Source organism: Variovorax sp. GW821-FHT09B05, from assembly GCF_059418265.1.
Genome location: NZ_JBWKPN010000001.1, coordinates 56,328 through 82,011, shown reverse-complemented (window position 1 = coordinate 82,011; position 25,684 = coordinate 56,328). Strand labels below are relative to the sequence as shown.

Here is a 25,684-nt window from a genome sequence, read left to right as displayed (position 1 = left end):
GTCTGCTGGCGGAAAAGAATAATGGCGCGGGCGCCAGAGGGAAACAACCGTCTATCCGTATTCTTTTGAGAAAGTCGAGGTCTCAGTCGCGCAGCCTCGGCAGCAGCGCGAGAAAGGCCTTGAGCAGCGGCGACTCGTCCGACTTGCGCCAAACCACCAGCGTGTCGACATGCGTCTTCTCGCCCTTGAGCGGGCGGAACACCACGCCCTCGCGATGCAGTGCCTTCACGCAGGCCGGCACCAGCGCGACGCCCACGCCGCCCGAGACCAGGCTCACGATGGTGTTCATCTGGCGCGCCGGAAACATGCGCGGGCTGAAGCCGCGCCGCATGCAGGTGGCGACGATGGCATCGAACATCTGCGGCCCGATGTGGCGCTCGAAACCCAGGAAGCGTTCGCTCGCGAAGCGCTCGAGCGCCACGCTGCCGGGCCGCGCGAGCGCGTGCGTCTCGGGCAGCGCGAGGATCAGCGTGTCCTTCTGCACCAGCCGCGAGTCCAGCGTGGGCGGCATCTCGGCCGGCTGCAGGATCAGGCCTATGTCGAGCCGGCCCGACTGCACGTCGGCCAGGATCTGCTCGGTGATGCCCTCGCGCAGCGCGATGCTCGCGTTGGGATGGTTCTCGTTGAAGTCGCGCAGCACCTGCGGCAGGAAGGTGTAGGCCGGCAGGCTGATGAAGCCGACCGCGATCGAGCCCTTGAGGCCGGCCGCCGCGTCCTTCGCATGGCGGCGCAGGCTCTCCATGCCGCCGAGCACGGCGCGCGCGTCGCGCAGGGCCTCCTCGCCCGCGCGCGTGATCGCGATGCGGCGCGAGCTGCGCTCGAACAGCGCGACGCCCAGTTCCTCCTCCAGCTCCTTGATCGCGAGGCTCACAGGCGGTTGCGAGAGATTGAGGCGCTCGGCGGCGCGGCCGAAGTGGAGTTCCTCGGCGACGGCGACCAGGCAGCGCAGGTGGCGGAGTTCCATCGATCTGAATCCTGTATTGATCGATCTGAATTGTAGATTTGTTGCTATGGATCAGCGCTCCTAGACTCCGCGGCCATGCGCCGGCCCTACCCCCTGCCGCGCAGTCAGGAGACAACGTGAACAAGCAGTCGACGACGGCCCTGCCACGAGCAAGGACCGTGGTCCACCCTGGGCCCAGCGGCCCCGTGAGGATCAACCACATGCGTGCCGACCACGGTCGGCACTTCCGGCTTTCGCTGCCCGCGGGCCGCACCCTGCACGAGGGCCTGGTCGAGGCCCTGGCGCGCGAGGCGGTGCACAGCGCCTCGATGACGCTGCTCGGCGGCGACCTCGAGAGCCTGAGCTTCTGCATGGCCCTGCCCGACCCCTCGGGCCGCGTGCTCGCCACCTACGGCGCGCCGGTGCCGCTGCGCGGCGCGCGGCTGATCTTCGGCAACGCCACGCTGGGCCGCTCGGCCTCGAACGCGCCGCTGGTCCACTGCCATGGCGCCTTCTGCGAGGCGGACGGCGCGGTGCGCGGCGGCCACATCCTCTGCGACCGCAGTGTGGTCGGCCGCGTGCCGGTCACGGTGCTCGTGACCGCGCTCGACAGCTTCGAGCTGCGCGTGGCTTACGACGAGGAAACGCGCATGCCATTGATGCGCCCCGAGGCCAGGGCCGGCCATGTCTGAAGTCCACCGGATCGAACGCGGCCGCATGGGCCGCGTGGCCTACGCACGCATCGGCCCCAACGAAGACCTGATGCAGGGCGTCGAGAAGCTCTGCGTGGCCCAGGGCTTTCGCCATGCCTTCGTGCGCGGCGCGCTCGGCAGCCTGATCGACGCCTGCCTCGAGCGCCCCGACGGCGCCTGCCAGATGATCCGCGGCCCGGCCATCGAGGTCGTGAGCCTGGCCGGCGAAGTGCGCCGGCAGCCCGACGGCAGCCTGCGCTCGGCCCTCACGGGCGTGGTCGCCGACACCGAGGGCCGGGTCTACGGCGGGCCCTTCGTAGCCGGCGCCAACACCGTGTGCGTCACCTTCGAGGTCACGCTCGAGGAGTGGCTGCCGGCCGACGACGACAACTGATTTCGACAACTGCAGGACTCCCATGACAGACACCTCCTCCTCCCGGCGCGTCGCCGTCGTCACCGGCGGCGCGCGCGGCATCGGCCTCGCGATCGGCCAATGGTTCCTCGCGCACGGCCACCAGGTCGCGCTGCTCGACAACGACCGCGCCACGCTCGAAGCGACCGGCCGCACGCTCGCCCAGCCCGATCGCGTGCTGACCGTGAACTGCGACGTGTCCGATCCCGCGCAGGTCGATGCGGCCGCGCATGCCGTGGTCGCGCGCTTCGGCCGCGTCGACGCACTGGTCAACAACGCGGGCGTGGCGGTGTTCAAGCGCGTGGCCGAGACCAGCTTCGCCGACTGGCGCGCGGTGCTCGGCACCAACCTCGACGGCGCCTTCCTCTGCACCCAGGCCTTCGGCGCGCTGATGGTGCAGGCCGGCGGCGGCGCGGTGGTGAACGTGGCCTCGATCTCCGGCCTGCGCGCGAGCACGCTGCGCGTGGCCTACGGCACCAGCAAGGCGGCGCTGATCCACCTGACCAAGCAGTACGCGGTGGAGCTCGGCAATGCCGGCGTGCGCGTGAACGTGATCGCGCCGGGCCCGGTCGAGACCGAGATGGCCAAGCTGGTCCACAGCGTGGCGATCCGCTCCGACTACTACGACGCGATTCCGCTCGGGCGCTACGGCAGCGTGGAGGAGATGGCGAACACGGTGGGCTTCCTGTGCAGCGACGCCGCCAGCTTCATCAACGGCCAGGTGATCGCGGTCGATGGCGGCTTCGATGCCGCGGGCGTCGGCCTGCCGACCCTGCGCCGCGGGCTGCCGTCCGAACGCGCCGCCGAAGCCGCGCACGCCTGAAGGGGCCGCACGCCATGAACCACGACAACGCCTTCATCACCGGCTGGGGCCACACGGTCTTCGGCAAGCTCGACGCGGTCGACAGCGAACAGCTGATCCGCGACGCGGTGGATCCCGCGCTGCACACGGCCGGGCTCGAGGCCACCGACATCGACGGTGTCTTCGTCGGCCACTTCAACGGCGGCTTCATGCCGCAGGACTTCAGCGCCTCGCTGGTCGCGCTCGCGGTGCCGCAGTTGCGCCATGTGCCGGCCGTGCGCATGGAGAACGCCTGTGCCACCGGCTCGGCCGCGATCTGGGCCGCGCTCGATGCGGTACAGAGCGGCCGCTTGCGGCATGCGCTGGTGGTGGGCTTCGAGATCATGAATGCCGTGTCGGCCCCGGTGGTCGCGCAGACGCTGCTGCGCTGTTCCTACGTGAAGGAGGAAGGCGAGACGCCGGCGGGCTTCGCGGGCGTGTTCGGCCGCATCGCGGGCAGCTACTTCGAGCGCTTCGGCGACCAGGGCGATGCGCTCGCCGCCATCGCGGCCAAGAACCACGCCAACGGCATGCACAACCCCTTCGCCCACATGCGGCGCGACCTGGGCTTCGATTTCTGCCGCCAGGTGTCGGAGCGCAATCCGGTGGTCGCGGGCCCGCTCAAGCGTTCCGATTGCTCACTGGTCTCCGACGGCGCCGCGGCGCTGGTGATCTCGGCCGCGCCGACGGCCTCTGCCCGCGTGCCGGCCGTGCGCTGGCGCTCGCGCACGCAGGTCAACGAATACCTGCCGCTGTCGCGCCGCGATCCCACGCGCTTCGAGGGCGCGGCGCTTGCATGGCGCCGCGGGCTCGAGGCGGCCGGGCTCGCGCTCGACGACCTCGGCTTCGTCGAGACGCACGACTGCTTCACCATCGCCGAGCTGCTCGAGTACGAGGCCATGGGCCTGGCACCGCACGGCCAGGGTGCGCGCGCGATCCTCGACGGCGTGACGCGCAAGGACGGCCGGCTGCCGGTCAATCCCTCGGGCGGCCTCAAGTCGCGTGGCCATCCGATCGGCGCGACCGGCGTGTCGCAGCACGTGATGGCGGCGATGCAGCTCACGGGCCTGGCGGGCGACATGCAGGTGGCCACGGGGCGGCCCGGCGCCGTCTTCAACATGGGCGGCGCGGCGGTCGCCAACTACCTCAGCGTGCTGGAGGCGGTGTGAGCGCGGCGCAGGCGGCGAACCTCTCGGTGCTGCTGTCGCAGACCGCGGCGCTGTTTCCCGACCGGCCGGGCCTGATCCTCGAGGACCGGACCTGGACCTGGCGCGAGATCGACGCGCGCGTCGACGCGCTGGTCGATGCGCTGCGCGCGCTCGGCATGCAGCCCGGCGACAAGCTGCTCGTGCAATCGCGCAACAACATCGCGCTGTTCGAGAGCTGCTGGGCCGCGTTCCGCCTGGGCGCGGTCTGGGTGCCGGTGAATGCGCGGCTGACTCCGCCCGAGGTGGCCTATCTCGGCAGCGCGAGCCGGGCCACGGTGATGCTCGCGGAGGACTGCTTCGGCGCGCACGTGGCGGCGGTGCGCGCGGCCTCGGCGCACCTGCGCCATGTGGTGACGATCGGCGAGACCCCACGGGGCACGCAAGGCTACGAGGCGCTGCTCGCGGCGCATGTGGGCGGGCCCAATGCCACGGTAGCGGTCGATGCAGACACGCCGCTGTGGTACTTCTACACCTCGGGCACCACCGGCAAGCCCAAGGCCGCGGTGCTGACCCACGGGCAACTGGCCTTCGTGGTCACGAACCATCTCGCCGACCTGATCCCCGGCACCACCGAGCGCGACTGCTCGATCGCCGTCGCGCCGCTGTCGCACGGCGCGGGCATCCATGCGCTGCTCAACGTCGCGCGCGGCGCGGCGACCGTGCTGCCGGCCTCGGACCGGCTCGACCCGCCCGCCATCTGGGCGTTGGTCGAGCGGCACCGGGTGAGCAACCTCTTCACCGTGCCCACCATCGTCAAGATGCTGGTGGAAGACCCGTCGGTCGATGCCTTCGACCACGGCTCGCTGCGCTACCTGATCTATGCCGGCGCGCCCATGTACCGCGCCGACCAGAAGCGCGCGCTGCGCAAGCTCGGCCCGGTGCTCGTGCAGTACTTCGGCCTCGGCGAGGTCACGGGCTGCATCACGGTGCTGACGCCCTCGATGCATTCGGCCGACGATGCCGATCCCGCTGCGAACGTCGGCTCCTGCGGCCGGCCGCGCACAGGCATGGAGGTCGCGATCCTCGATGCGCAGATGCAGCGCCTGCCGGCCGGTGCCGTGGGAGAGATCTGCTGCCGCGGCCCCGCCGTGTTCGCGGGCTACTTCGACAACCCCGAGGCCACGGCCAAGGCGCTGCGCGGCGGCTGGTTCCACACCGGCGACCTCGGGCGCATGGACGAGCGCGGGCTGCTCTACATCACGGGCCGCGAGTCCGACATGTACATCTCGGGCGGCTCCAACGTCTATCCGCGCGAGGTCGAGGAGATCCTGCTGACCCATCTGGCGGTGCGCGAGGCCGCGGTGCTCGGCTGGCCCGATGCCAAGTGGGGCGAGGTCGGCGTGGCCGTGCTGGTGTGCGAGCGCGACGACGTCGACGCCGAGGAGATCCTGCGCCACCTCGACGGCCGCTGCGCCAAGTACCGCTGGCCGCGCCACGTGCTGTTCTGGCCCGCGCTGCCCAAGTCGGGCTACGGCAAGGTCGCGAAGAACGACATCCGCCGGCTGCTGATCGAGCGCGGCGAGATCGCGGAGGCCGCCATCGCCTGAAGTTACACCCCCTTCCCCACAGCGTTCCACAGATCCCCAGAAAACCCACACAACAGGAGACAAGCGCCATGAACATCCAACGCCGCACCGTGCTGCGCACCGCCGCCGCCGCATCCACGCTGGCCCTGCCGCTGCGCCACGCCTTCGCGCAGAAGAAGCCCTACAGCTACAAGTACGCGAACAACCTGCCGGTCACGCATCCGATGAACATCCGGGCCAAGGAGATGGCCGATGCGATCCGCGCCGAGACCCAGGGCCAGGTCGACATCCAGATCTTTCCGAACAACCAGCTCGGCTCGGACACCGACATGCTGAGCCAGCTGCGCTCGGGCGGGGTCGAGTTCTTCACGCTGTCGGGCCTGATCCTCGCCACCCTGGTGCCCGCGGCCTCCATCAGCGGCGTGGGCTTCGCGTTCCCCGACTACGCCAGCGTCTGGAAGGCGATGGACGGCGAGCTCGGCGCCCACATTCGCCAGCAGATCGCCAAGGCCAACATCCTCGCGATGGACCGCATCTGGGACAACGGCTTCCGCCAGATCACCTCCTCGAGCAAGCCCATCGCGGCGCCGGCCGACCTGAAGGGCTTCAAGGTGCGCGTGCCGGTCTCGCCGCTGTGGACTTCGATGTTCAAGGCGCTCGAGGCCGCGCCCACCTCGATCAACTTCGCCGAGGTGTATTCGGCGCTGCAGACGAAGATCGTCGACGGCCAGGAGAACCCGCTCGCGATCATCTCGACGGCCAAGCTCTACGAGGTGCAGAAGTACTGCTCGATGAGCAACCACATGTGGGACGGCTTCTGGTTCCTCGCCAACAAGCGCGCCTGGGACCGCCTGCCGCCCGAGCTGCAGGCCATCGTGGCGCGGCACGTCAACGCCGCCGCGATCAAGGAACGCGCCGACGTGGCCGAGCTCAACACCGGGCTGCAGAAGGAACTGGCCGCCAAGGGCATGCAGATCAACCAGCCCGACCCGGCCGCCTTCCGCGACCAGCTGCGCAAGGCCGGCTTCTATGCCGAGTGGAAGGCCAAGTACGGCGACGAGGCCTGGGCGCTGCTCGAGCGCAGCGTGGGCAAGCTGGCATGAGCACGCAGCGCCTGGCGGTCGCGCACGGCCATGGGCCCGCGCAGACCTTCGACCCGGCGGCATCGAACCCGCTCGCGGCGCGCATCGAGCAGGCGCTCGGCGCCGCGGTGAGCGTCGCTGCCGGCGCGCTGGTGCTGGCCGACGTGGCGGTGCTGCTCGCGGGCGTGGTCGCGCGCTTCGTGCTGCACCAGCCGCTGATCTGGTCGGACGAGCTGGCCTCGATGCTCTTCATCTGGCTGGCGATGCTCGGCGCGGTGGTCGCGCTGCGGCGCGGCGAGCACATGCGCATGACGGCGCTGGTGTCGGGCCTCGCGCCCGAGCGCCGGCAGCTGGCCGAGGCGCTCGCGCTGTGCGCGGCGCTCGCCTTCCTCGCGATGATCGCGTGGCCGGCCTGGGAATACGCCGCGGAGGAACGCTTCATCACCACGCCCGCGCTCGACATCTCGAACGCCTGGCGCGCCGCCGCCCTGCCCGCGGGCGTGGCGCTGATGGCGCTGTTCGCGGTGCTGCGGCTGTTCCGCGACTTCGACTGGAAGACCACCACCAAGGCCGTCTGCGTGGTGGTGATCGTGGTCGCGGCCTTCGGCTTCGGGCGGGCCGTGTTCGAGGACCTGGGCCGGCTCAACCTGCTGGTCTTCTTCGTCGGCGTGGTGCTGGCCTGCGTGCTCGGCGGCATCCCGATCGCCTTCGCCTTCGGCCTCGGCACCTTCGGCTACCTCGCGCTGACGACCGACACCGCGCTGCCCGTGATCGTCGGGCGCATGGACGAGGGCATGTCGCACCTGATCCTGCTCGCGGTGCCGCTGTTCGTCTTCCTCGGCCTGCTGATCGAGATGACCGGCATGGCCAAGGCGATGGTGGCCTTCCTCGCGAGCCTGCTCGGCCATGTGAAGGGCGGACTCTCGTACGTGCTGGTGGGTGCGATGTACCTGGTGTCGGGCATCTCGGGATCGAAGGCGGCCGACATGGCGGCGGTCGCGCCGGCGCTGTTTCCCGAGATGCAGAAGCGCGGCGCCAGCGACGGCGAACTGGTCGCGCTGCTGGCAGCCACCGGCGCGCAGACCGAGACCGTGCCGCCGAGCCTGGTGCTGATCACCATCGGCTCGGTCACCGGCGTGTCGATCGCGGCGCTGTTCACCGGCGGGCTGCTGCCGGCCGTGATCCTCGGGCTGATGCTGTGCGTGGTGGTGCACTTCCGCAGCCGCCACGAGGACCTGAGCCAGGTCGAGCGCTCGCCCTGGTCCCAGGTGCTGCGGCTCGCGCTGGTCGCGCTGCCCGCGCTCGCCCTGCCCTTCGTGATCCGCGCCGCCGTGGTCGAGGGCGTGGCCACCGCCACCGAGGTTTCGACCCTCGGCATCGTCTACGCGGTGGTGGCCGGGATCGCGATCTACCGGCAGTTCGACTGGCGCCGGCTCGGGCCGATGCTGGTGGCCACCGCTTCGCTGTCGGGCGCGATCCTGCTGATCATCGGCACCGCCACCGCGATGGCCTGGGGCCTCACGCAATCGGGCTTCTCGCGCTGGCTCGCCGAACTGATGGCGAACCTGCCGGGCGGCGCCGGGATGTTCCTGGCCGTGTCGCTGGTGATCTTCGTGATCCTCGGTTCGGTGCTCGAGGGCATCCCGGCGATCGTGCTGTTCGGCCCGCTGCTGTTTCCCATCGCGCGCCAGCTCGGCATCCACGAGGTGCACTACGCGATGGTGGTGGTGCTGTCGATGGGCCTGGGCCTGTTCGCGCCGCCGCTGGGCGTGGGCTACTACGCGGCCTGCGCGATCGGGCGCGTGCAGCCCGATGCGGGGATCGGGCCGATCGTGGGGTACATGCTGGCGCTGCTGGCGGGGACGATCGTGGTGGCGGCAGTTCCGTGGCTGTCGATCGGCTTCCTTTGAACCAGTATCGTGTCCCGCAAGTAACGAGCACCAATCCTGCATGTCGCTGCGGTATCTTGAGATCGGAGATACCACGAGAGAACAGGGAAACCAAAAGGCAAGCTGGTTTTAAGCGAGGGCGAGCGAGCGCAGTGGCGGTCGTTAGCATCGCGCAGGCCTTGAATTGGACAGTGCAGCCGGCGAGCCGAACGATGCGATCGCCACACGACTGGAGATGAAGACGCAGATGGTATGCAAGTGACGGGCACGGTTCATCGAGCAACACATCTCAGGCTTTTACGATGACCTTTGCCCGAGCAAGCCGCGTCAATCGAAGACGAGCGAGTGGCGCACCTGATCAAGACCGCGCTTCGGGTCAAGCCGACCAACAGCTCGACGCACTGGAGCGTACGCACGGTTGCCACTGAGACGGCTCTTCAAGACCGGCGTCCAGCACTATTTCCGACTCGTTGATTCGCAGCCGCATCGCACTGATAGCTTGAGCTATCCGACAATCCGTTATTCATCGAAAAGCTGCGTGATGTGGTCGGCCTGCATCTGAATCCACCGGACAGCGAACTGGTCATATGCGTGAATGACAAGAATCAGTGCCAGGCGCTGGAGTGAACGCGGCCGATGCCGCCCATGGGTCCGGCTATGTCGAGGGTTTCACCCACGATTGCAAGCACCATTGAGGGCCCAAACTGTTCTAGTCTTGAGCGTACTCAATGGTGCGGTGCTTGCGACATGCAGCCGCGTCATCTACACCAGGAGTTCTTGTCGTTCCTGCACGAGATTGACAAGGCTCTGCCGCTTGAGTTGAACATCCACTGCATCGAGGTACGGCTTGAGTCTCACACACGGATGCCCGAGAGAGGCTTGTACGGACGTCGTGTCGAGAACTGAAACGGCGGCGTCAACCATGGTCTCGCTCTGCGCGGCCGCAAGGACTTGACCGCGATGCCGTTCCCGGGAAAAGTGAGGTGGTGAACAAATGATGAACGAAAATCCAGCTGAACTTCCCCGACTGCGAGGATATTGATGATCTGGGTAGGGCCGCGTTTCTCTGTCTTGGCTCTGTGTGCATTGCTGGGCGGTTTGTCGGGCGGCAGCGCGCGAGCGGCTGACTTTTCCAAAGAGCAGATGGCATTTCGTTCGCCGCTAACAAGCATCGGCGTCGTTGAGGATCTTGACGCGCCACCCGACCCCGATGACCCGAGAAAAGGCGGCGGTTTCGATGCAGAAGGCTACTTCCAGAACATCGTTATCACTAAAGTGTCGGAGTGCACCGCAAACGTTTTGAAGGTCTTCACGACATGGTCCAATGCTCAGTCGTTGAGTATCGCGAAATCCACGCAGACGACGACCGCTGCACTCGCGTTCGTAACCATTGCCGCACCGCCCGGTGTGTTGCAGCTTGACTACCGCTTTCATTCGGAAACGAAACGCTCTCGCGCGACCCTGTTCTATTTTTCCAATGATGGCTCGAAGCACGAACCATCGGCGCTGCGAGCAATGCTCAATCAGTACAAGGTGGCATCTCTACAAGATAGCATTCGTACGGCTGTCGCTTGTCAGTAGAGACCCATAACGAAGGAGCGATACGCGATGTCGCAGGTGCCTCTGAGATTCTCTGTTCAAGTGATCGCCGATCCACAGGATCCTGCCAAAAGATTGTCAGGAGCGTTCAAGCTGCCCGGAGTCAGGTTGACGGGGACGCACACTGTGGACGGCATCCACGATGACGGCCCTATCCTTCGCGACGGCGCGCTGGTAGTGCCGTCGGATGGCACCACGATTGCGTTCGCAACACTTGAGGTGCCCGGAGATTTAGTGCCACAGTCCGCGCTTGACGAGCAGAAGTTCTCCCTCGAGAAGGAGAAGGCACGCAGCGAGGATGAGAATAGGCGCCGGACGCTTCTCTGGAGTGCCGGCTCTGCTGTACTTACTGCCGTAGTGACGCTCGGGGTCGCCTATATCAACAAAGGAGGCGATGTCAAGCCTTCTTCCGGAGGTGCTTCTGCCGATGCCGTTCAGGCCTGCCGGGCAAGCTTGAAGCGTCTGCCGCTACTTGCCAAGGCGAGCGGCCAGACCGTTCAGTCCCTCGCTGAAGCAATTTACCGGCACGAAGCAGACTGCGATGAAGTGCTCGTGAAGACGCTGGGGGTGCGGTGACGACGCACTTTCAGGCCGGGATAATGTCGCTTGGTGCGGCAACGCTTGCTCTCGCCGCGACTGTCGGGATCAGTTATGCGGCCGAGCCTTCGATTGCTTCTGCACCTGAGATTGATTTTGGAGTTGCGCTTTGCTTCGACTCTCCGCAGCAGCAGATCGACAGCGCAATGCGAGCCGCGGTCATCCGCGCGATCGTGCCAGGAGCTCGCGGCAAGCAGGTAGGTCTCAAGCTCGTTAGTTGCGAGAAGGTGATCGGCGACGCTACTTGTTTCGCCGAGGACCGGCTGCTGATTTGTCGTGCCACGGCCATCGAAAGGGTTCTGCGCATCGCGGCATGGGTTGCTAAGAAATACGGTGATGCCCAGCCCATTTCCTACGACGGCTTTCGAATGCGGATCGACCGGTGGAACGTCGCCGCCGTTCACTATGCCGATGGCCTCACTGCAGATAGCATGTTGGATGTGGCTCTCTCGAAGTTCAAACAGAACTACGCTGCCTATCAATCCTCAGGCCCTTCAGCCGACGCGAGCAAGTTGTCAGCGGCTGACGTCGTATACGTTGCCACAGTCGACTACGTTCTGGCCGCGCTAGTGGGCCACGAACTGTCCCACGTGATGGGCGAACGGTGTCCTCTGGCGCAAAAAGCGAGGGCGGAGGAACTAAGGATCGTCAGCCTAGTCATGGCGCTGCATCAAAGCGGGGAGTTGTTCTGCCCTCGACCGCCTTCACTAGAGGAGGTTCGCGCGGACGTCTGCGGTCTGCGCCATGTGCGGGCGGTCAGTCAGTCACTGGTTAGCCACCGAGCTGGCGAGAGAGACGCCGAATTCGCTCGCCGTGTAAGCGCCGATCTCGTCGCCTTCAACGTGACCTTCGGCTGGCGCCCTCGCAGTGGTGCGCCTGCCGGCAGGTATCCTTTCATGGAACTGCAGGAGTACCTGTACGCCCCAATGCGAGTTCTCGCGTTCGGAGCCGAACTTTCGCCGCCGGCAAAAGGCACAGTGGCCGTTTGCGGCGAGGCTGCCTCACTGTTTGTCTTTGGCGCCCAGCAACTCTTTAAGAGTTGCCCCGCGGCGAATGGCATTGTCTCTGACGAGATCCTGGCGCTGCTGCCGCCTGCAGTGGAGACTGCGTGGAACGGGGCCAAATGGACGCCAGGCACCTTTGCCTGCGTCGGGCGATAGCTGTCGCGCGACTGCCTCACACGAGCGCGAGGAGACTGCCGAATCCCAGCTTTTTTTGGGTTGAACAGTCGATAAGCGGTGGGCCGGGATTCCGCATTCGAGGGAGGCGTCGAGCTCAGGACAGCGAGTGAGCCGAGCAACGCGATTGCCGCTCGTTCTCCACCACCAAGCAACTCGTGCAATGCATCGACCGCTTTGTCACTGCCTACGACGCTGACTTTCGGCCGGTCAAGTGGACCGCCACCGCTGACTCGATTCTGAAAAAAGCTGCATCAACTTTGCTCATGCATCAGCCGGTACAGGACACTAGCCGCGCACCACGCTGCGGAAGGCCACCGACAGCGCCTCGAGCGCCGCGCGCGGCCGCCCTTCCCCCACGCGCGTGTGCAGCAGCACCGGCAGGCGCGGCAACTCGGGCAGTCCGAGCCGCGCGCCCACGTCGACCGCGCCGAAGGGCAGCATGCGCGGCGCCAGCGCCGCCACGCCGAGGCCGGCCATGACGGCGGCCGCGACGGCGGCGACGCCACCGCCGACGAAGACCTCGGTCCAGGGCACGCGCGCCTCGTCGAGCATTCGCGCCGCCAGCGCGCGCACGCCGCAGGGCTCGGCCATGGTGGCCAGCGGCAGCGGCTCGCCCGCGCGGTGCTGCCAGGTCGGTGCCGCGAACCAGCCGAACCGCTCTTCGGCCAGCAGCTCGCCGTCGTTGCGGCCCGCATGCAGGCGCACGATCACGGTGTCGAGTTCGCGCCGGTCGAAGCTCTGCAGCAGCTCGCCCGAGGAGCCGATGCGGATCTCGATCAGCAGCTGGGGGTCCTGCGCGTTCATGCGCGCGATCAGCGCGGGCAGCTCGGGGCCCGCCACGTGGTCGCTGATGCCGATGGTGAGCCGCTGGCGCGCCTGCGCGAAGGCGCCGAGCGCGCGGTCGTGCACCGCCAGCAGCTCGCGCGCATGCTCGAGAAAGGCCGCCCCCTTGGCCGACAGCTCCACGTGCCGCGGCGTGCGCTCCACCAGCCGGCAACCGAGCTGCTCCTCGAGCCGCTTGAGCTTGAGGCTGATGCCGGCCTGCGTGGTCTGAAGCGCCTCGGCCGCGAGCGTGAAGCTGCCGAGCTCGACGATGCGGATGAAGGCCAGGACGGCATCGAGATCGAGGGGGCGTGCAATCATTTTAAAAAATTGTCGTTGATATATTTATCCATAGCAATTCCGTATGACTAGCATCGTCCGACATCACCACCCCCTTGAAGGAATCACGATGCCCATCAGCCATGTCTTCCTGCGTGCCGGCAAGCCCGAGGCCTATCGCAAGGCGATCCTCGACGGCCTCGGCCGCGCGCTCAGCGACGCACTCGGCGTGTCCGAGGACAACCGTTTCATGACGCTCAGCGAGCACGAGCCCGCGAACTTCCGTCACGGCAACGCCTATGGCGTGACGCGCAGCGACGACGTGGTCTACATCCGGATCACGGTGTTCGACAGCCGCAGCGCCGCGCAGAAGCAGGCGCTGTTCCGGCGGCTCGCGGAACTGCTCGCAGAGAGCCCCGGCCTGCGCGGCGAAGACCTGTTCGTGAACATCGTCGACTCGCCGAAGGAGAATTGGTCGGTGGGCCATGGCCTCGCGCAATTCGCCTGAGGCCCGGCCGACGAGATCCACGATGGAGACATCCCATGCTCGATATTGCAGAGGTCGCGCAGCGCGCCGGCCTGGCGCCTTCGGCGCTGCGCTTCTATGAACGGCGCGGATTGATCGAGTCCGCGGGCCGCACCGGCCTGCGGCGCGCCTACCGGCCCGAGGTGGTCGCGCGGCTGGCACTGATCCACTGCGCGAAATCGGCCGGCTTCTCGCTCGCGCAGATCGGCCGCTTCCTCGCGTCCACGCCCAAGGACGTCGAGCTGCGCCGCAGCATGGCCAAGCGCGCCACCGAGCTCGACCACGAGATCGAGCGGCTGCAGACCATGCGTGACAGCCTCAAGCACGCGGCCGTGTGCACGCATGCCTCGCTGGTCGAATGCCCGAAGTTCAAGGCCAACTTCCGCGAGCTGGTGCGTTAGCAAGAAAACCGCGAAGAAGCGCTTGACTTGAACCGAAGTTCAAGTCGTAGATTGGCTGTCCCCTTCACCACCGGAAGACAGGACATGCCGCTTCATCCCCAGGCCCAGGCGCATCTGGATCGCCTCGCCGCCACCCGCTTCTCCGACATGCACACGCTCGCGCCCGACGCGATCCGACAGGGCATGCGCCGCATGCTCGCGGCGCTGCCACCCGGCGCGCCGGTGGCCTCGGTCGCCGACCGTCGCATCGACACCGCGACCGGGCCGCTCGACGTGCGCATCTACCACCCGTCGCCGCAGCAGGTGCTGCCGGTCATCGTGTTCTTCCACGGCGGCGGCTTCGTGCTCGGCGACCTCGACACGCACGACGGCCTCGCGCGCGCGCTCGCCGTGGCGACGCAGGCGGTCGTGGTCTCGGTGGCCTATCCGCTGGCGCCCGAGCACAAGTTCCCGGCCGGTGTCGACGCGGCCTTCGCGGCCACCGCCTGGGTGGCCGAGCATGCGGCGCAGCTCGGTGCCGACGGGCATCGGCTCGCGGTCGCGGGCGACAGCGCCGGCGGCAACCTCGCGGCGGTGGTCGCGCTGAAGGCGCGCGATGCCGCGGGACCGCGGATCGCGCACCAGCTGCTGATCTATCCCGATGTCGATTTCCGCCGCATCAACACCTCGATCCAGGCCTATGCGGGGCAGTACGGCAACATCGGCCGCGAGATGCAGCACTGGTTCATGGACCACTATCTCGGCGATGCGGCATTGAAGACCCATGCGCTGGTCTCGCCGCTGCTGGCCGGAGACCTGCGCGGACTGCCACCGGCCCATATCGTCACGGCCGAGTTCGATGCGCTGCGCGACGAGGGCGAAGCCTATGGCGAGCGCCTGCGCGAGGCCGGCGTGCCGGTCAGCGTGAAGCGCTACGACGGCATGATCCACGAGTTCATGCGCTGGCCCTTCGACGCCACGCGCGAGGCGCTGGCCGATGCCGCGCGGGCGCTGCGGCCCACGCTGTTCGCGGCGTAGCGGCCTTAGCGCGGCGGATGCTGCCAGCTCTTGTGGACGAACTCGAGGCTGTGGCCGTCGGGGTCGAGCACGTTGGCCGCGTAGTAGCGCGGGTCGTAGTGCAGGCGCGCCCCGGGTGCGCCGTTGTCGCGGGCGCCGGCGGCCATCGCCGCGGCGTGGGCCGCGTCGACTTCCGCATGGCCCGCTGCGACGAAGCCCACATGCACCGCCTCGCCGTTCACCGGGCCCTGCCGCAGCCAGAAGAACACGCGCCCCCGGGCGCCGAAGCCCTTCAGGTCGGGATGGCCGGGCGGGCCGTCCTTGCCCGCGTAGTCGTGCTGGTGGGCGATGCCCAGCGGCGCGAGCGTGGCGGCATAGAAGTCGACCGAGCGTTGCAGGTCGCTGACGGACAGGAAGATGTGGTCGAGCATGGAGGGCCGCAGTTCAGATGTTGTAGCCGCCGGCCACCTCGATGGTCTGCGCGTTGATCCAGGCATTGTCGGGGGACAGCAGTCCCGCGATCACGCGGCCGACGTCGTCGGGCGCGCCGATGCGGCCGAGCGCGGTCTGCGCGGCGAGCAGGGTCTCGAAGCCGGGGCTCTGGTCGAGGGCTTCGCTGGTCATGTCGGTGCGGATGGCGCCCGGCGAGACGGCATTGGCGCGGATGCCGCGCGCGCCGAACTCCTTGGCCATGTAGCGCGTGAGCACCTCCAGCCCGCCCTTGAAGGCGGCATAGGGCGCGACGCCCGGTGTCGCGACGCGCGTGGTCGCGCTCGTGAGGTTGACGATGTGGCCGCCGTCGGCCATCAGCGGCAGCAGCGCCTGGGTCAGGAAGAACGGGCCCTTGAGATGCACGTCGAGCAGGCCGTCGAACTCGGCCTCGCTGACCGTGGCGATGGGATTGAAGAGGCCGTAGCCCGCGTTGTTGACCAGTGCATCGAAGCTGTTGCGCTTCCATGTCGCTTCGAGCGTTGCCACGACCCGGTCGCGAAAGCCGGCGAACGATGCGATCTGGCCCACGTCGAGCGCGAGGGCCGCGGCCTTGCCGCCCTCGGCTTCGATCGTGCGCACGAGCGCCTCGGCACCGGCCGCGTGGCTGTTGTAGGTGAGGATCACGCCCATGCCGCGTTTGGCGGCCTGCAGGGCCGTGCTGGCGCCGAGGCCGCGGCTCGCGCCGGTGATGATGACGATGTTCATGCGTGCTTTCGTTGAATCAGTGATGCATCGACGATAGGCGGCGGCCCGCATCGCGGCCTGCCCATTCCTGCCTCGGGCCTGCCCAAAACTGCCGCGCTGGCGCGCACGCACTTGCGGTGCCTGGATGGCTGCGATCTGATGCAGGCCATGGAAGAACAACTGGCGGAACTCCGCGACCTGGCCGCGCATGCGCGCAATCGCCTCACGGAGACCGGCATTCCGCGCGTGGCCATGGTGCAGGGGAAGATTCCCGAGCACGAGCTCAACGCGGTCTACGACCCGATGGTCAACCTGGTGCTGCAGGGCGGCAAGTCGATGACCGTCGGCGACCGCACACTGCACTACGGCCCGGCCACCTATTTCGTGATGTCCATCGAGCTGCCCGCGGCCGGCACGGTGCGGCCCGCGCCGGGCGGCGAGCCCTATCTCGCTGTGGCCCTGAGCCTGCAGCCGGCGGTGATCGCGGCGCTGATCGCCGACCTGCCGCCGATCGCGCTCGCGCAGAAACCCGAGGCCGGCTTCTCGGTGGCCGCCGTCACGCCGGACCTGATGGATGCCTGGGTGCGCATGCTGCGGCTGATGCGGCGGCCCGCCGACATCCCGGCGCTGGCGCCGGTCTACGAGCGCGAGATCCTCTATCGCGTGCTGCAGGGACCGCAGGGCGCGATGCTGCGCGGCATCGCCATGCCCGACAGCGCTCTCTCGCGCGTGAGCCGCGCGATCCAGCGGATCCGGCGCGACTTCGCGCAGCCGCTGCGGGTCGAGGCGCTCGCGCAGCAGGCCTCGATGAGCGCGTCCGCCTTCCATCGGCACTTCAAGGCCGCGACCTCGCTGAGCCCGGTGCAGTACCAGAAGCGCATCCGCCTGCTGCAGGCGCGCACGCTGCTGGTGGCCCAGGGCAGGAGCGTGAGCGCGACCGCCTTCGAGGTCGGCTACGAGAGCGCCACGCAGTTCAGCCGCGAATATGCGCGCGCCTTCGGGCTGCCGCCGGGGCGCGACGCGGAACGGATCCTGGTCGGGAACGCCTGAGCGCGGACTGCCGGCTCACACCTTGTCAGTGGTCGTCCGCGCGCACGAAGGACTCGAGCACCTTGACCATGCGCGCGAGCTGCGGGCCGATGTCCTGCTCGAGCAGCTCGCGGCCGAAGCGGCTGGCCGAGCCACCGACGTTGAAGGTCACGACGTTGCCGTCGGCCTGCCGGATGGCCGCGCCCACGCCGCTGATGTCGCTCTCCCAGCCGCGCACGACCATCGTGAAGCCGCGCTCGCGCCAGTGCGCGAGCGAGGTCTCGATGGCCTGCTGCGTCTGCGGCCAGCGCTCGCGGTCGGCCAGGCGGATCTCGCCGAGCAGCCGCTCGCGCTCCTTCGCATCGAGCGCGCAGAGGTAGGCATGGCCCATCGCGGACAGCGCCACGGGCAGCCGCGAACCGATGTCCAGGCCCAGCGACAGCGGCGCGCTCGAGCGGCAGTTCTCGACGTAGAGCATCGACAGCCCGTTGCGGATGCCGAGCGACACCGAGGCGTCGTAGCGGTCGGCCAGGTCCTGCATGTAGGGGCGCGCGATGCGACGCAGCTTGAGGTTCGACACCATCGTGATGCCGAGCGCGACCAGGCCGTCGCCATGCGCGTACTTGCCGGTCTCGCGCGAGTGGCGCAGGTAGCCCGCCACGACGAGGGTGTAGGCGAGCCGCGCGATCGTGGGCTTGGGCAGGCCGGTGCGGCGCGCGAGCTCGGTGCTGGTGAGCCATTTCTCGTCGGGGCCCCAGGCGGCCAGGATGTCCAGCCCGCGCGCCAGCGCGGTCACGAAGCGCGGGCTGTCGGCACCCTCCTCGAAGTCGATCTGCTTGGTGCGGCCCATGCGTTTCTCTCAATTTAATTTCGTTGGACGGAATTATATTTTCAGCAGTTGGAAACGGTTCATGGAATTCCCTATACGAGAGAAACGCGAGCGGAAAGATACTCGCCGTCGTTCGAAAGAACGTTCCATAAATCTAATTCCGCTGAACGAAATTAAAAGATTCACGCGGAACCCATCCCCACACGCAGGAGACATCTCGTGAAGTTCCATCGCCATCCGGGCCGCCGCGCCACCCTTCTCTCGCTCATCGCCGCCGCGACGCTGGCCGCATGCGGCGGCGGTGGCGGCGATTCGTCGGGCGCCAGCGCCGCGGCGCTGGCCGCCGCGATCGCCGCGCAACAGGCCGGTGCGGGCGGCGCGGGCGCCGGCAATCCCCCGGCACCGCCGCCCCCGGCCGCACCCGAGCCCGAGGAAACGCGCGCGCAGGACGGCCGCCAGTTCACGGTCGACGAGACCAAGCTGCCGTTCGCGGCGCTCTCGGGCGCGCCCGACACCGACCGCTGGTGGGGCGTGCTCGAGGGCGCGGGCTACCGCGTCGAAGTGCCGAAGAACTGGAACGGCATGCTCGTGATGTACGCGCACGGCTACGGCGGCACGGGCCCGGTGGTGAGCGTCAGCGATCCCACCATCCGCGCGCACCTGATCGGCCAGGGCTATGCCTGGGCCGCGTCGAGCTACACCAAGAACTACTACGACGTGCGCGCCGGCGTCGAGGACACCAACGCGCTCGCGCTGGCCTTCCAGCGCATCGCCTCGCAGAACGGCCGCACGCTCGATGCGCCGCGCAAGACCTACATCGTCGGCCAGTCGCTCGGCGGCCACGTGGCCGCGGCCGCGGTCGACGCCGAGGCGACGGAGACGGCCAACCACAAGGTGCGCTATGCCGGCGCGGTGCCGATGTGCGGCGTGCTCGGCGACACCGAGCTCTACAACTACTTCGGCGCCTCGCAGATCGCGGCGCAGCAGCTGGCGGGCCTGCCCGTCAACGGCTGGCCCGTGAGCAACTGGAACGACCTGCTGCCCACGGTGCGCGCCGCGCTGTTCACGAGATTCCCGAGCGCGACGACCGCGCAGGGCGAGAAGTACAAGGCCATCGTCAAGAACCTCACGGGCGGCGAGCGCCCGATGTTCGACGCCGGCTTCGCGGGCAGCATGAACGCCACCGTGTGGGGCACCTTCGGCCGCGACGGCACCATCAACGGCATCCTCAACCGCGACGGCTACGACACCACCGGCATCGTCTACCAGCTCGACAACGACCCGGCGCAAAGCCCGGAGGAAGTCACCTTCAACCAGGGCGCCTACCGGCTGCATGCCGACCCCGAGGCCAACCGGCTGCGGCGCGACGGCCTGCGCTGGTTCCCCAAGTCCAATGCGCGCATCGACGTGCCGGTGGTGACCATCCACACGCTGGGCGACGTCTACGTGCCTTTCAGCATGGAGCAGATCTACAAGCGCCGCGCCGATGCGCTGGGCACCTCGAAGTGGCTCGTGCAGCGCGCGATCCGGGGCATCAGCCACTGCGACTTCACGACCGAGGAGCAAACCCAGGCCTTCGACGCGATGACGAACTGGGAGCAGAACGGCGTGAAGCCGGCCGGCGACGAGGTGCTCGACGCCGCGACCGTGGCGCGCGCCGACTACGGCTGCAAGTTCTCCTCGGCCAGCCGCGGCGGCTGTCCCGCGCCCTGACGGCGCCGGTGCGGCCCGTCCCGTTCGCGGGGCGGCCGCACCGCCCTTCCCGTTTTCTTCGTTCGCACGTCCCGCCATGAAACAACCCACCCTCACCCGCCGTGCGCTGCACGCCCTGCTGCTGGCCGCCGGCCTCGCCGCCGCTCCCGCCTTCGCGCAGTCCGATGCCTTTCCGGTGCGGCCGATCCGCGTGCTGATCGGCTTCACCGCCGGCGGCTCGACCGACGTGCCCTTCCGCGTGCTGGCCGAGAACGCCTCGAAGATCCTCGGCCAGCCGGTGATCATCGAGAACAAGCCCGGCGCGGGCGGCGTGCTGCCCGCGCAGACCATGCAGGCCACCGCGCCCGACGGCTACACGCTCGCGCAGGTGCCGCTGCCGGTGTTCCGCCTGCCCTACACCACCAAGCTCAACTGGGACCCGGCCAACGACCTGAGCTACGTGATCGGCCTCGCCGGCTATTCCTTCGGCCTGGTGGTGCCCGCCGATTCGCCGATCAAGTCGATGCGCGAGTACCTCGCCTATGCCAAGGCCAACCCGGGCCGCCTGAGCTACGGCACGCCGGGCGCGCTCACCACCTTGCACCTGACGATGGAAGCGATCGCGATCCAGGCCGGCGTGGAGTTCAATCACGTGCCCTACAAGGGCAACTCCGAGTCGCTGCAGGCGGTGCTCGGCGGCCACGTGATGTCGGTCGCCGACACGCCGGGCTGGGGCCCCTATGTCGACCAGGGCAAGCTGCGGCTGTTGTCGACCTGGGGCGAGCAGCGCTCGAAGAAGTACCCGAACGCGCCCACGCTCAAGGAGTCGGGCATCGACATGGTGCAGGCCTCGCCCTTCGGCCTGGTGCTGCCCAAGGGCGCGAACCCGAAGGTGGTCGCGATCCTGCACGACGCCTTCAAGAAGGCGATGGAGATGCCCAACTACCAGGAGTCGCTCGCCAAGTTCGACATGGAGACCTTCTACATGGACAGCGCCACCTACAAGCAGTACGCGGTGCGCACCATGAAGACCGAGAAGGCCGTGATCGACAAGCTGGGCCTGGGCACGGCGGCCGCCGCCAAGTAGGCGGCCGCCCGCCGGGGCTCAGAACAGGTTGCCGACGTTGAACAGCGTCAGCAGCCCCAGCACGCCGAAGATGACGGCGGCCACGCCGTGCACCAGCCGCATCGAGACCTTGGCCGCGATCTTCTCGCCGAGGAAGACCGCGGGCGCGTCGGCCAGCATCATGCCCAGCGTGGTGCCGATCACGACCTGCACCACGTCGGGATAGCGCGCGGCCAGCGCCACGGTCGCGATCTGCGTCTTGTCGCCCATCTCCGCGAGGAAGAAGGTGATGACCGTGGTGCCGAAGGCGCCGAAGCGGCTCTTCGTCTTCGCGGCGTCGTCGTCGATCTTGTCGGGGATCAGCATCCACGCGGCCATGGCCAGGAACGAGGCGCCGATCACCCAGCGCAGGATGTTCGGCCCCATGGCCTGGGCCACCCAGCCGCCGAGCGCGCCCGCGGCCGCGTGGTTGACGACCGTGGCGGTGAAGATGCCCGCGACGATCTGCCAGGGTTTGCGAAAGGTCGCGGCCAGGATGATCGCGAGCAGTTGGGTCTTGTCGCCCATTTCCCCGAGCGCGACCACGCCCGTGGATACGAGTAAGGCTTCCATGATGAAAAGAGAACTCCCTGGGCCAGCGACGCGAAGACCACGCCACTTCCCGGCCCATACCGAGGTGACGTGGTCAAAGGTCTTGCCAGGCTCTAAAGCTGCTCGCGCCATGGCCGAAGGCCAAGTGTGTTGACGCGGGCTCCTGCGTTGCGCAGGTCAGCTACTCCCCAATGACTGAGGCCGCGATCTTAGGGGCGAGCGCCGATTCGCCCCCGTCTTTTCGACGAATGTCCCCGTGTCGAGAGCGAGTTGCATTACCGGGCATGCGCGCTCAGGGCGCGAGCGTGAGCTTGAGGATCTGGTTGCCGTGGTTCGCGCCCACGTAGACGGTGCCGTCGGCGGCCACCGCCACGCCGATCGGAAAGTTGAAGGCGATCGGCGCGCCGGTGCCGTCCTGCAGGGTGCTGATCTCGCCCGCGGGCGTGGCCACGCGCGCCACGCCATCCCAGGCGTGGGTCAGGAACACGTTGTCGCGCGCATCCACCGCCACGCCGTACGAATAGCCGAGCTTGGCCGGCGTGGCCACCGTTCCGTCGACCACGCCCGCGCCCGCGTTGCCGTTGGCGCAATCGCCCAGCAGCGTGCTCACCGTGGCACTGGCCACGTCGATCTTGCGCAGGCAGGGGCTGTCGGTGTCGGTGTCGTAGAGCGTCTTGCCGTCGCGGCTGAGCGCCAGGCCCTGCGGGCGTGCGAACTGGGCGGCCGTGCCGACACCGTCGAGGTAGGCCTGCGTGCCGTCGCCCGCCAGCGTGCTCGTGGTGCCGTCGGGCGCGACCTTGCGCACGCGCTTGTTCTCCGTGTCCGCCACGAACAGGTTGCCCGCGCTGTCGAGCGCGATGCCGGTGGGGTTGTTGAACATCGCGGTGGCCGGGCTGTCGGCATATCCGCTGCTGCCGGTGCCGACCCAGGTGCTGGCGGTCGTGGCGTTGGGCGCGATCTTGCTGATGCGATGCTGGTCGCTCACGTAGAGGGTGCCGTCGGCCGCCAGTGCCAGGCCGACCGGCGCATTCATCGTCGTCCCCGGCGTCACCTCGGCACCGCTGCCGCTGGCCGTGTCGATCCGATAGACCGAGCCATTGCCGCCCATGGCCACGTAGAGCTTCGCGCCGCTCGCATCGAGCGCGAGCTGATAGGGACTGCTGTAGCTCACGCCCGTCGTCGCCAGCACGGTGGCGACCCAGGGCTTGACCGTCAACGTGGCGGCGCTGCTGGTCACGCTGCCCTTGGCGCCCGTCACCCGCACGCGCAGTTGCTGGCCGCTGTCGGCCAGCAGGCTGGCGGCCGTGCGGAAGCTGTCGCTCGTGGCACCGGCGACATCGCTCCAGTGGGCACCGCCGTCGGTGCTGCGTTGCCACTGGTAGGCCGTGGCGTGCGCGGCCTGCACCTTCAAGGTGGCGGACACGCCCTGGCCCACCGTGGTGTTCGATGGCTGCGTCGTGATCGAGGCCGCGGCTGGAGCGGGTGCCGGCGGAGGTGTCTGCGCGGCAGGCGCGGGAGCGGGAGCGACCGGGAAGCCGGCAAAGCCCCCGCCACCGCCGCCTCCCCCGCAGGCCACCAGCACGAGATTCATGACCAGCAACGCGACGGGTGTGCGCGCTGCACGGCAAACGGCAAGACGGGTGTTCATGAGAGGCCTTCCTTCTTTCAAGTGAGTGGATGAGAAGGCCTCCACGGTAGGGATCGCGACACCTGCGATCTAGTGTCGAAGGTCATCGACTTTCGGCGGAAAAAAAGACGCTCAGGCGTGCCTGCGGACGGGCGTCGTTCCGTGTCGCGTCAGCGCTGCGAGCGCCTGCAGCAGCCGGTCGGCCGCCACCGGCTTGAGCAACACCTGCAGGCCGGCGTCGTGCATCTGCTGCTGCCGCCGCGGCGCGGTTTCCCCGGTGATCAGCAACACCTGCAAGCCGGGGCCGAAGCGCGCGCGCAGCCGTTGCGCCGCGGCCAGGCCGTCGGCGCCATCGGCCAGACGCACGTCGCACAGCAACACGTCGACCGGGGTGTTTGCCTGCGCGGCCTGCGCCAGCACGGCCTCGGCTTCGGTCTCGCTGGCCACCGCGTCGATGGCCACGCGATGGGCCTGCAGCAGCCCGGTCACGGCCTGGCGGATCGGCGCCTCGTCGTCGATCAGCAGCACGCGCCGCGGCAAGGGCAGGACGGCGTCGGGGCGCGCGATGGACGGCGCGACACCCGAGGCCGACACCGCCGGCAGCACCATGCGGAAGCGGCTGCCGCGCTGCGGGCGCGAATGCACCTGCAGCGGATGCGCCAGCAGGCGCGAGAGCCGCTGCACGATCGACAGGCCGATGCCCAGCCCCTGCGCGCGATCGCGGCCCGGATTGTCGACCTGGTAGAACTCGTCGAAGATGCGGCCCAGGTGCTCGGGCGAGATGCCGATGCCGGTGTCGCAGACGTCGATCCACACCAGTGGCCCGCGCGCACGGGCGGCCACCACCACGCCGCCACGCGGCGTGTACTTGAGCGCGTTGTCCACGAGATTGGAGAGCAGCCGCTGCAACAGCTGCGGGTCGCTCAGCACCCAGCACGGCGTGGCGCGCAATCGGAGTTGCAGGTCCCTGCCGGCCGCCTGCGCCGCGAACACGTTGTTGAGCGCGAGGAACAGCGGATTGAGCTCCACCGGCCGGATCCGCGGTGCCACCTCGCCGGCGTCCAGCCGCGAGATGTCCAGCAAGGTATCGAGCGAATCGCCGAGCGTTCCGACCGCATCCATCAGCCGCACCGCGTGGTCCCATTCCTCGCTGCCCTGCAGCTTCTTCTCGATCACCGCGCCGAACAGCGCGATCGCATGCAGGGGCTGGCGCAGGTCGTGGCTCGCCGCGGCGAGAAAGCGCGTCTTCTCCTCGCTGGCGCGCTGGGTCGCGGCGATCTGGTGGCTCAGTTGCTCGGCCAGCGCCTCCTTCTCGAAGCGCATGGTCAGCGAGGCCGTCAGCAGCCGATGGTGCTGCAGCGCGAAGGTGATCATCACGCACATGTAGAGCAGGCAGCCGGTGGCCAGGAACAGGTGCACCGTGTCGCCGCGCCAGGCCAGCGCCAGGGTCAGGCTCGCCATGCTCGGCACGATGAAGCGCGGGATGTTGCGCTTGAGGACCGCCAGCGACAGCGCACCGCCCGCGCAGCCGCCCATCATCATCACGATGACCATGACCCAGAGCCCGAGGTTGCGCCCCGGCGGCACGCACAGCCAGGGCGCGAGGCCCCAGACGCAGGAGCGCAGCAGCACGTTGCGCGCATTGAAGCGCGCCCAGTACTCGGGATGCTCGGCCGCATCGGGGCTGCGCCGGTAGCGCCGGTAGGCGCGTCGCAGCGTCAATGCCAGGTGCAGCGCCATCCACAGCAGCACCTGCCAGCGCCACGTGGCCACGAACAGGCCGATGCCCAGCGCCTGCGCCGTGAGCATGTCCGCAAGATAGGCGGCCGGCGCGTTCGCATGGACCGCCGCCACCTGTTCGCGCAACACCCGCCGGGCCAGTTCGGGCGGGGGCGCGTCAGTCATCGCGAGCATGCGGGCATCTCCATCGAAAGCCGCATGGCGCGGAGAGCTTATCGAAGGCTGCTGATGAGCTGGGCCCGCGAGCGCATGCCGAACAGCAGCAGCAAGGTGGACACATGGTTCTTGACCGTGCCCTCGGTCAGGCGCGACAGCTGCGCGATCTCCTTGTTCGACTTGCCGGCCAGCAGCCAGTCGAGGATCTCGACCTGGCGTGCATTGAGCTGCGGCTGCGACTCGGCGCGTGCCGGCGTCGTGGGCGTGCTGCTCGAGGTCATCGATGGCCGGGCCGGCAGGCCGATCAGGTCGTTGTCCCTCACGTAGCGCAGCACCTCGCCCAGGTGGCCGGTCTTGGGCAGGAAGGCCTGCGCCCCGAGCGCCATCGCGCCGTGCATCAGCGCATGGCTGTCCTTGCCCGAGAGCACGATCACGGGCGAGGAAGGGAAGGCGCGCCGGAAGCGCACCAGGGTGTCCAGCCCCTGCGAGTCGGGCAGGTCGAGATCGAGCAGCACCAGGTGGTGCGAGGCCTCATGGAGCGCGTAGAGGTGCAAGGCGTCGGCGAGGCAGCGCGCCTCGTACACCGGCACGCTGCCGGTCTCCGCGAGCAGCAGCGCGCGCAGGCCGAGGCGCACCAGCTCATGGTCGTCGACCACCAGGATGCCGCGCGCCGGCAGAGGCACGCCGGCTTCGCTGCGCAGCGGCGCGGCATGCGGTGACAGGGGTGTGGCGTGGGCCATGGGCGGGCATCTTAGTGCTGCCCCGAGCGAAAAACGAAATGACC

At 68.4% G+C, this 25,684-nt stretch carries 25 protein-coding genes, 1 pseudogene and 1 riboswitch; of the genes and pseudogenes, 17 read left to right on the top strand and 9 right to left on the bottom strand.

Annotation, left to right across the window (positions count from 1 at the left end):
- Positions 1–82: 82 nt before the first annotated feature.
- Positions 83–964: a LysR family transcriptional regulator gene (locus tag AC07RM_RS00370; RefSeq protein ID WP_057591871.1), complete on the bottom strand. Its 882-nt coding sequence runs from the start codon at positions 962–964 to the stop codon at positions 83–85.
- 200 nt (positions 965–1,164) lie between these two features.
- Here AC07RM_RS00370 and AC07RM_RS00365 point away from each other — a divergent pair, with 200 nt between their 5' ends.
- From AC07RM_RS00365 to AC07RM_RS00315, 11 genes and pseudogenes are all read left to right on the top strand, one after another.
- Positions 1,165–1,635 carry a DNA-binding protein gene (locus AC07RM_RS00365; RefSeq protein ID WP_256222667.1) on the top strand — a complete coding sequence of 157 codons (471 nt, stop codon included), beginning with the start codon at positions 1,165–1,167 and terminating at the stop codon, positions 1,633–1,635.
- Complete coding sequence (locus AC07RM_RS00360) at positions 1,628–2,029, top strand: PPC domain-containing DNA-binding protein (RefSeq protein ID WP_495332120.1); 402 nt, start codon at positions 1,628–1,630, stop codon at positions 2,027–2,029. Before AC07RM_RS00365 ends, AC07RM_RS00360 begins: the two co-directional genes overlap by 8 nt.
- A gap of 22 nt (positions 2,030–2,051) precedes the next feature.
- Complete coding sequence (locus AC07RM_RS00355; protein WP_495332119.1) at positions 2,052–2,870, top strand: SDR family NAD(P)-dependent oxidoreductase; 819 nt, start codon at positions 2,052–2,054, stop codon at positions 2,868–2,870.
- Between the two features lie 14 nt (positions 2,871–2,884).
- On the top strand, positions 2,885–4,057 hold the full coding sequence (locus AC07RM_RS00350) for an acetyl-CoA acetyltransferase (RefSeq protein ID WP_495332118.1): 1,173 nt from the start codon (positions 2,885–2,887) through the stop codon (positions 4,055–4,057).
- Positions 4,054–5,643 (top strand): acyl-CoA synthetase, encoded by a 1,590-nt coding sequence (locus tag AC07RM_RS00345; protein ID WP_495332116.1) that lies wholly within the window; start codon positions 4,054–4,056, stop codon positions 5,641–5,643. Before AC07RM_RS00350 ends, AC07RM_RS00345 begins: the two co-directional genes overlap by 4 nt.
- A 68-nt stretch (positions 5,644–5,711) precedes the next feature.
- Positions 5,712–6,725: a TRAP transporter substrate-binding protein gene (locus tag AC07RM_RS00340; RefSeq protein WP_490876366.1), complete on the top strand. Its 1,014-nt coding sequence runs from the start codon at positions 5,712–5,714 to the stop codon at positions 6,723–6,725.
- Entirely contained in the window at positions 6,722–8,614 is a 1,893-nt protein-coding gene (locus AC07RM_RS00335; protein WP_495332113.1) for a TRAP transporter large permease, read from the top strand. The genes AC07RM_RS00340 and AC07RM_RS00335 overlap by 4 nt, the downstream gene beginning before the upstream one ends.
- A gap of 1,020 nt (positions 8,615–9,634) precedes the next feature.
- Complete coding sequence (locus AC07RM_RS00330) at positions 9,635–10,174, top strand: hypothetical protein (protein ID WP_495332111.1); 540 nt, start codon at positions 9,635–9,637, stop codon at positions 10,172–10,174.
- Positions 10,175–10,201: 27 nt separating this feature from the next.
- Positions 10,202–10,768, top strand: a complete 567-nt coding sequence (locus AC07RM_RS00325; RefSeq protein ID WP_495332109.1) for a hypothetical protein — start codon at positions 10,202–10,204, stop codon at positions 10,766–10,768.
- Positions 10,765–11,949 (top strand): hypothetical protein, encoded by a 1,185-nt coding sequence (locus tag AC07RM_RS00320; RefSeq protein WP_495332107.1) that lies wholly within the window; start codon positions 10,765–10,767, stop codon positions 11,947–11,949. Before AC07RM_RS00325 ends, AC07RM_RS00320 begins: the two co-directional genes overlap by 4 nt.
- 152 nt (positions 11,950–12,101) lie before the next feature.
- A pseudogene (locus AC07RM_RS00315) lies at positions 12,102–12,259 on the top strand (IS630 family transposase); the annotation flags it as partial.
- Here the strand turns inward: AC07RM_RS00315 and AC07RM_RS00310 are convergent.
- Positions 12,256–13,113: a LysR family transcriptional regulator gene (locus tag AC07RM_RS00310; RefSeq protein WP_495332105.1), complete on the bottom strand. Its 858-nt coding sequence runs from the start codon at positions 13,111–13,113 to the stop codon at positions 12,256–12,258. The pseudogene AC07RM_RS00315 and the gene AC07RM_RS00310 overlap by 4 nt on opposite strands.
- Positions 13,114–13,201: 88 nt before the next feature.
- On the opposite strand from AC07RM_RS00310, the gene AC07RM_RS00305 reads away from it, so the two are divergent.
- From AC07RM_RS00305 to lipP1, 3 genes are all read left to right on the top strand, one after another.
- On the top strand, positions 13,202–13,579 hold the full coding sequence (locus AC07RM_RS00305; protein ID WP_495332103.1) for a tautomerase family protein: 378 nt from the start codon (positions 13,202–13,204) through the stop codon (positions 13,577–13,579).
- A gap of 35 nt (positions 13,580–13,614) precedes the next feature.
- Entirely contained in the window at positions 13,615–13,998 is a 384-nt protein-coding gene (locus AC07RM_RS00300; RefSeq protein ID WP_057592651.1) for a MerR family transcriptional regulator, read from the top strand.
- An 84-nt stretch (positions 13,999–14,082) separates the two neighbouring features.
- Positions 14,083–15,015 (top strand): LipP1 family hormone-sensitive lipase, encoded by a 933-nt coding sequence (gene lipP1, locus AC07RM_RS00295; protein ID WP_495332101.1) that lies wholly within the window; start codon positions 14,083–14,085, stop codon positions 15,013–15,015.
- Between the two features lie 5 nt (positions 15,016–15,020).
- Here the strand turns inward: lipP1 and AC07RM_RS00290 are convergent, their stop codons facing one another.
- Positions 15,021–15,425 carry a VOC family protein gene (locus AC07RM_RS00290; RefSeq protein ID WP_431513933.1) on the bottom strand — a complete coding sequence of 135 codons (405 nt, stop codon included), beginning with the start codon at positions 15,423–15,425 and terminating at the stop codon, positions 15,021–15,023.
- Between the two features lie 13 nt (positions 15,426–15,438).
- On the bottom strand, positions 15,439–16,191 hold the full coding sequence (locus tag AC07RM_RS00285) for an SDR family NAD(P)-dependent oxidoreductase (protein WP_495332098.1): 753 nt from the start codon (positions 16,189–16,191) through the stop codon (positions 15,439–15,441).
- 147 nt (positions 16,192–16,338) lie between these two features.
- On the opposite strand from AC07RM_RS00285, the gene AC07RM_RS00280 reads away from it, so the two are divergent.
- A complete protein-coding gene (locus AC07RM_RS00280) occupies positions 16,339–17,220 on the top strand; it encodes an AraC family transcriptional regulator (protein WP_495332096.1) in 882 nt (293 codons plus the stop codon).
- A gap of 25 nt (positions 17,221–17,245) precedes the next feature.
- Here the strand turns inward: AC07RM_RS00280 and AC07RM_RS00275 are convergent, their stop codons facing one another.
- The gene (locus AC07RM_RS00275; protein WP_495332094.1) at positions 17,246–18,049 is read right to left on the bottom strand and encodes an IclR family transcriptional regulator; all 804 of its coding nucleotides are present in this window, start codon (positions 18,047–18,049) and stop codon (positions 17,246–17,248) included.
- A 198-nt stretch (positions 18,050–18,247) separates the two neighbouring features.
- On the opposite strand from AC07RM_RS00275, the gene AC07RM_RS00270 reads away from it, so the two are divergent.
- Positions 18,248–19,741 carry an alpha/beta hydrolase gene (locus tag AC07RM_RS00270; RefSeq protein WP_495332093.1) on the top strand — a complete coding sequence of 498 codons (1,494 nt, stop codon included), beginning with the start codon at positions 18,248–18,250 and terminating at the stop codon, positions 19,739–19,741.
- Positions 19,742–19,817: 76 nt separating this feature from the next.
- Entirely contained in the window at positions 19,818–20,807 is a 990-nt protein-coding gene (locus AC07RM_RS00265; protein WP_495332091.1) for a tripartite tricarboxylate transporter substrate-binding protein, read from the top strand.
- An 18-nt stretch (positions 20,808–20,825) separates the two neighbouring features.
- Here the strand turns inward: AC07RM_RS00265 and AC07RM_RS00260 are convergent, their stop codons facing one another.
- The 4 genes from AC07RM_RS00260 to AC07RM_RS00245 form a co-directional block, all read right to left on the bottom strand.
- Entirely contained in the window at positions 20,826–21,398 is a 573-nt protein-coding gene (locus AC07RM_RS00260) for a TMEM165/GDT1 family protein (RefSeq protein ID WP_093345903.1), read from the bottom strand.
- A 10-nt stretch (positions 21,399–21,408) separates the two neighbouring features.
- Positions 21,409–21,579, bottom strand: a riboswitch (yybP-ykoY riboswitch).
- Between the two features lie 90 nt (positions 21,580–21,669).
- The gene (locus tag AC07RM_RS00255; RefSeq protein ID WP_495332089.1) at positions 21,670–23,025 is read right to left on the bottom strand and encodes a DUF8696 domain-containing protein; all 1,356 of its coding nucleotides are present in this window, start codon (positions 23,023–23,025) and stop codon (positions 21,670–21,672) included.
- Positions 23,026–23,136: 111 nt separating this feature from the next.
- The gene (locus tag AC07RM_RS00250) at positions 23,137–24,918 is read right to left on the bottom strand and encodes an ATP-binding response regulator (protein ID WP_495332087.1); all 1,782 of its coding nucleotides are present in this window, start codon (positions 24,916–24,918) and stop codon (positions 23,137–23,139) included.
- Positions 24,919–24,956: 38 nt separating this feature from the next.
- Positions 24,957–25,640: a response regulator gene (locus tag AC07RM_RS00245; protein WP_495332085.1), complete on the bottom strand. Its 684-nt coding sequence runs from the start codon at positions 25,638–25,640 to the stop codon at positions 24,957–24,959.
- Positions 25,641–25,684 lie beyond the last annotated feature (44 nt).